The organism is Pseudomonas californiensis (genome assembly GCF_021147775.1).
GTDB lineage: Bacteria > Pseudomonadota > Gammaproteobacteria > Pseudomonadales > Pseudomonadaceae > Aquipseudomonas > Aquipseudomonas californiensis.
This window is the reverse complement of the sequence record NZ_JAGTPK010000077.1, coordinates 1-5834: the sequence shown is the minus strand read 5'-3', so window position 1 is coordinate 5834 and position 5834 is coordinate 1. Positions and strand designations below refer to the sequence as shown.

Sequence of the window (5834 nt, the reverse complement as noted above, 5' to 3'; positions counted from 1 at the left end):
TACCCGCTTAAAAGGCTAGAGCTGGTGCCCACTTAAATTTAAGTGCACACCATGTCTTGGCTTTGCGGGGCTGGGTAGATGACTTGGCCGGACGCATACGTTTGTTTGACAAATGTTCCATCGATCACTGATGGATAGCGACTTTCCAGAGGCTTGGCGGTTCCTTGCACCCATCCGGTGAGGTTATGAAGTAATGCGCGGTACATGGCAGTGCTGGACACTAAAGACCCAGGCGTTGCCGAAGGCTCTGTGGCCGAAACTTTCCTGTCTACCGAATAATCGGGCTGAGCATATGCAGCACTAAAAGCCGACACAGGCGTATGTTGCGTGCCTGGGGCGTAGAACAGCCGTACGCTGTCCGGGGTTGGAATATCGTGGCCTGCGCCATCAGTTACAAGCAACGACGTTCGAGCACCGTTTGCCTCGATAGGACTGTCATACTGAACCACCTTCGGGCATGTATGGGTTTCGGCGCATTTCTTCAGAAGACCGTCAGTCTTGTTTGTCAGAGGATCTGTAGTCGTCTCGTATGCAAAGGGAAACTGGTCACCCGGCGTAAAATGCGTTTCATGCTGACGGGAATAATCTCCCGGTTTCGCCCATCGGTAGTTAGTGTACGTTTTGCGTGAACCGCCGACGAGCGGCAGGATGCCATCGAAAACAGGGCGATTCCTGGCGTCCGCATTGAAGCCCTGCCATAGAAAATCTCTTAAATATCGACCCGATTGCGAGATACCGGTTGCAATGGTTGTTTTCACTTCCCCCGTTAACGGGTTTTTATTGCCCGCCACGTCAACCCGTTCATAACGTAAAAATGAGATCAGATCACGTGTCGCGAGAAACCCCAACCCCATGACTCTGGGATCCATTGCCGTGTAGTTGAAGTGGTAAATCGACCCGTTGTCACGACCGGCGTCCAGGGCATTGATGTATCGAGGATCGGCCCTCAGTTGTTCTCTGTCGATCTCTACGTGGCCATAACCGGTTGCTCCAGTGGAGCCGCCTTCACCAGTACCTGTTCCAGGCACGTATTTCCAGAATTTGGACGACACTTCGATCGGAGAAGACAATGGAGTCTTGCGGACGGTCAATGTCGCAGGGGTCTCAGGAACTCGCTTATAGTAGGTCCCCAGCAGGTTCCCCTTATCGCTGTCAGCAATAAACTCATCCTGCACCACACCAGTGATTCGTTGCTTGCCGTTCTGTGCGTTCGCGACAGGCACGGTCATTCCAAGAAGTGGCGAGCGATTACTCGCTGATATGCCATCGGGTTCGGCAACGCCAAGCGCCTGCGGTCGGTCCCCTTGCCATCCGGACAGTACAATCGTCACGCCTTGATTGAGCAGGAATGCGTTGCCGGCACCTTTACCCTGCACTACATCATTGCCCGTGGCAGGCATGACGGGCCTGACGGCATCGTAGATGTTCATTGGGTCGCTGTCCTGCAACGCAGCAAGAGCGATGGTCCTCCCTCGATTCACCACCTCGTATAACAAAGTGCCGCTGACTTTAGCCGAATCCGTGGGCTTCAGAATGACCACATCGAAGGTGTAGGTTGCAGTTCCGCTGTCATCGCCACCCGCTTTCAAATCAACGATGGTCGCTGCGCAAGGATCGTTCACGTCAACTTTGCCGGTGGCCTCGGCAAGATAATAGGTATAGGACCCGACGTCACCAAACATGACGCCGCTAAAAGCCAGGCCAGTCTTCTTTACCACCAAAGATTCAATTCGAGAGGTACTGATGGTGCAGGAAGCAGCCAACTCCGGCGGGGCAAGCGCGTTGACAGAGACCATCTCCTGTTTCGGTTTCTGGCTCGTTCCACAACTCGCAACCGTCAGAAGCGTCAGTGTAAGGAACGCCGTTTTGCCCATACGGCGCTCACTATAAAAATCAGGCATTGGAAATTCCTTGATTCGATTTGAAGACACGAAACATTGGCTGGCCAAGCCCCGGAAGCGAGAGCGGAAGCTTATTTATGCAATGGAGTCTTCCCTGATAACGACATGCCGTGCCATCAGGCGCTGGAAAGTACCGCCCTCGGGTTTTCTTATGAAGGTACAGCGCAACGCTATATCAAGGCAGACGCAGGACCGCAGCCTAAACGACTATGCGTGCTGTCGAAGCTCAAGATAACTGTGTTCGCCCATAGCCTGTTGGAACCACGTCAGGCTATCAAGAGAAAGGAGATACGCATCAAGGGGAGTGCTAGATAATCGGAGCTTAATCATCATTATTCCTCTGCTTTTTGTTTTGATTCGTTGATGCCAAGCAGGAAGCTTGAGGGGCAAATTGTACCAACCAGTTCGTTATGTCCAGCCCAGTGTGCTGATCCCTGTCGGTCATCGGAATCTCACTCAGCAATACCTGACAAGATAAATCCTTTATCAATCAGTGATTAAGCAGATCGGGCCAATACGGTTTGTTGTTATATTGGTGCAATAGAGCCAACTATTTAATGTTCGATTATCGAACAGGATTAGTACCGATTCTGCTGCGTACACCACTCTTTATCCAGCTATTAGCGTAAACATCCAAGACTCCGAGCCAATCAACGAGGCCCGGCGGCCTGCCGTGGCAGGCTTGTATCGGCCAGAAGCAGGCGATGCACCGCGCACCGTGATATACCCCAGGATCGCAATTCTGCATCCACTCACAACCCTCGCTTGAGACGATGTTGAGGAAAAGCATGAGCTTTATCAGAGAATTGGTAGCCGCGTTCCCGGCAAGGAATCCGCTACCTCCGGTATTGCGACAGACTATGGAGTTTCTGGAAGCCCTGGGCTGTGTCCGCCATTACAGGACTGGTGGCCGCTACATGACCTTGCATCCCGAACCTGAATACAGCAACAGCGCTATCACCGCCTTTCACGTTCCGGAACACGCCGATACTGCCCGATGGACTGCCTGCGAAGATCCCGGAGTAAACGAGCGGCTATCAATATTCCTGAGGACTGGTGGCGATGGATCGTGGGCTGGATTGTGGCTTGACGACCATGATCAGCAGCGAATAGTCCATCTTGGTTCTGGCTCCGGATCAGACATGCTCTGCGTCTTGACCAATAATGTGGAAGACCTGATTCGCTTACTGGCTATCGGTTACAACGAGCACTGCTGGGCAGAGGAGTTTACGAGAACGCCGTGCGAACTGCGGGAGCAACAGTACAGGGATGATGACTACCCAGCACCACCGAGAGCTTTGCGAGACTACGTGGAATGCACGCTTGGCCTCGGCATTCCGGCACGCGCATCGGAACTCATCGTCAGCACAACAAGCATGGATGCGCATGAATCCAGTGATCCTTTCTGGAACTGGCTCAAACAGGTCAGAAATGAGTGAATGGTCCCCCCAGATGTAGCGCTGTGCTGGCTTCAACCTGGGGGACCAGTAATCGAGCTCAACCCTCAGATATCCAGCGGTGCTTTCCAGCTTCGTATGGTCGAGCAGCAACTGAACCGCTCGCAGGTTCATCGCCTTGCTACAGATAGATGAACGTCTCACTGTGTGCCGTACAGGCCAGTTCTTTCTTTCGGCCAGCAGTGGCGGGGCAGAGGTTCTGGTAGATTGATAGAAAATACCACCTGTCCGGGAATCGCGATCAATGAGAGTTATTCGTAGCAAAGATTTCACCGCCACTCGCGCCTGGGGGGCTGACGACATCGCTGACATGGATGGGACCACTGTCCGCCTGCATTGGACCGACCAGCCATACAAGTGGCATGTCAACGATGGTGAGGAAGTTTTCGCAGTCCTCGACGGCACGGTAGATATGCATTACCGCGAGTCAAACATCGAGCGCATCGTGACATTGGCGGTTGGCGACGTGTTTTTCGCAGGGATTGGATGCGAACATGTTGCGCATCCTCGTGGAGAAGCACGGATTCTGGCGATAGAACGTGAGGGCAGCGTTTGAGTCGACTCCACCGCAGCTACCCTGCCCAGTATTGAGCGTTTTGGTGGCATATCCTCGCGCAAGAACGCGATGGCGTTGAGTTCGTTCAGCTATAGAAAGCCAGAGTTCTGACAGATCCACGGACGATAGCTGCTAATAACAGGGAGGGCGTTGAATTGGTCATTTCAATAAAAAACTCAAATACACTTTCTGGCACGCAGGTTTCCAATGTGACAGTGAGCCAAAATGAATGGCTGACGAAAAGTCAGGTGACAACTGAAAATGTTGCTGCTGGCAGTCAGCAAGATTCCAGTAGCCTTTCCTCGCTCTCTCTGCAGTTGAGTGAGAGTGCCGAGCGTGCCGCGGCAAGGGACTTGAGCTTAAGCAGAAAAGAGCTTGGCGCGAAAGCGAGTGAACTCTTGGGCAAGGTTGCCGGTGATGGTTATTTTGCCAACAAAAAAGCCAATGATGCTGAAGTGCCTGACACTCAGGACCCTGAGTTATTGGCACGTGCGGAAAACGCAACGCAATTCGTCAATGGCAGCGGTAAAAACCCATTTGCCGGTATGTCTAGCGATCAGCTCTCAGTGATTATCTATGATGACAGTGGGAGTTTTACGACCAATGAGCGCCGTGCGGCGTGGAAAGAGTCATTCGATCAGGAATCTGCGTGGCGGCAGAAAGTTGTTGCCAATGCGATGGCGGAATATAACGGAACCGGAAAACTGACGAATTTCTTTGCTGCTGCGCTTGAACACTACAAGGGTTTACCCGCTGTTGAGCAGGCACAATATTCTGATAGTTATGAGGTGAAGTTGCAGGGTTGGATAGCGCTCGACTTCAACTACAAGACCCATACCGCAGAGGGCGCGGGCAGTGCTCAGGACGTGATGAACAAGGTCCTGAATCTCGATAAGCAGACGTTTGATGACACGGGTGCAGATTCGGCTTGAGTACAGAGCGCACCCATGATTGAGCTTGTCGAAAATGCTCCCTCGGCGTTGTTGACGGAGTGACGCGTTGACGTAAAATCGCCACCCCCAAAAAACGGCGTGCCTAGCGAGAAGGAGCTTCGATGCAACGGGTGATGATTGTGGGTCAGCCTGGGTCGGGCAAAAGCACTTTGGCGCGTATGCTTGGCCTGCGTACGGGCCTGCCAGTTGTTCACATAGACACCATCCACTGGCAGCCTGGGTGGGTCGAGCGAAGCCGGGATGAGAAGACACAGCTTTGTCACGAGGTCGAGGGCCGTGATCGCTGGATATTCGAAGGCGGGCATTCAACCACTTGGGCCAATCGGATCGCCCGCGCAGATCTTGTGATATGGATTGATCGTTCGGCGACGCTTCGATTCTGGCGCGTACTGCTCAGAACGCTGCTTCAGCGCGGGCGGTCTCGGCCTGACTTGCCGGAAAACTGCCCCGAACTGCTGGCGAATCTGCCAGAGTTTTTCAGATTCATGTGGCGCACGAAAAAGTCAGCCCGGGTCAAGATGCAGCAACTCGTGACGACTGCGCCATCAACTTGCCGCGTCGTTAGCCTGCGGTCTAATCGGGATACCAGGGATTTTCTCGAGAGCATCGAATGTTCGACTGGCCAGGTTCCGCGATATTGATTGACGGTTGATTGCTTCAGTTGGGAAGTCGCCTGTTGCAAGCGGCAGCTTTTGGCCGATAGCCAGCAGACACCGGTGTCCTAATAGCGCGCGTCCTGACTGATCCTTTCACCCGTGGCAGCATCCTCCAGCCAGATCTGCAAGCGGTTGAGCCCGATATACTGCGACCGTGCGATGATTTTTTGCCCCGGTTTGCCCTCGAATTTCAGATCCACAAACATGAAGTATCGTAAGCGCTCCATAAACCCCACTTGGCTAAAGATAGGTAAAGCGCTTAGCTGTGAAGTCGAGGTTCGCAGTTCCACGGCAGCAAGGCTTCGTAATCC

At 53.2% G+C, this 5834-nt stretch carries 6 protein-coding genes; 4 read left to right on the top strand and 2 right to left on the bottom strand.

The window, feature by feature from the left end; all coding sequences use genetic code 11:
- Window positions 1-38 precede the first annotated feature (38 nt).
- Entirely contained in the window at window positions 39-1901 is a 1863-nt protein-coding gene (locus tag KDX37_RS28565; protein ID WP_231656548.1) for an alpha/beta hydrolase domain-containing protein, read from the bottom strand.
- Between the two features lie 788 nt (window positions 1902-2689).
- Between KDX37_RS28565 and KDX37_RS28560 the strand changes: the two genes are divergently transcribed.
- From KDX37_RS28560 to KDX37_RS28540, 4 genes are all read left to right on the top strand, one after another.
- Complete coding sequence (locus KDX37_RS28560) at window positions 2690-3340, top strand: hypothetical protein (RefSeq protein ID WP_231656549.1); 651 nt, start codon at window positions 2690-2692, stop codon at window positions 3338-3340.
- Between the two features lie 262 nt (window positions 3341-3602).
- On the top strand, window positions 3603-3914 hold the full coding sequence (locus tag KDX37_RS28550; RefSeq protein ID WP_231656547.1) for a cupin domain-containing protein: 312 nt from the start codon (window positions 3603-3605) through the stop codon (window positions 3912-3914).
- Between the two features lie 155 nt (window positions 3915-4069).
- Window positions 4070-4846 carry a hypothetical protein gene (locus tag KDX37_RS28545; RefSeq protein WP_231656546.1) on the top strand — a complete coding sequence of 259 codons (777 nt, stop codon included), beginning with the start codon at window positions 4070-4072 and terminating at the stop codon, window positions 4844-4846.
- A gap of 122 nt (window positions 4847-4968) precedes the next feature.
- Window positions 4969-5508 carry a P-loop NTPase family protein gene (locus tag KDX37_RS28540; protein ID WP_231656545.1) on the top strand — a complete coding sequence of 180 codons (540 nt, stop codon included), beginning with the start codon at window positions 4969-4971 and terminating at the stop codon, window positions 5506-5508.
- 80 nt (window positions 5509-5588) lie between these two features.
- On the opposite strand, the gene KDX37_RS28535 is transcribed toward KDX37_RS28540, so the two are convergent.
- On the bottom strand, window positions 5589-5834 hold a 246-nt coding region (locus tag KDX37_RS28535; RefSeq protein ID WP_231656544.1), incomplete at its 5' end, for a hypothetical protein.

Bases quoted from the DNA above. Each gene is read 5' to 3' on its own strand.
- KDX37_RS28565 (WP_231656548.1), bottom strand. From the start codon at position 1,901: ATGCCTGATTTTTATAGTGAGCGCCGTATGGGCAAAACGGCGTTCCTT.
- KDX37_RS28560 (WP_231656549.1), top strand. From the start codon at position 2,690: ATGAGCTTTATCAGAGAATTGGTAGCCGCGTTCCCGGCAAGGAATCCG.
- KDX37_RS28550 (WP_231656547.1), top strand. From the start codon at position 3,603: ATGAGAGTTATTCGTAGCAAAGATTTCACCGCCACTCGCGCCTGGGGG.
- KDX37_RS28540 (WP_231656545.1), top strand. From the start codon at position 4,969: ATGCAACGGGTGATGATTGTGGGTCAGCCTGGGTCGGGCAAAAGCACT.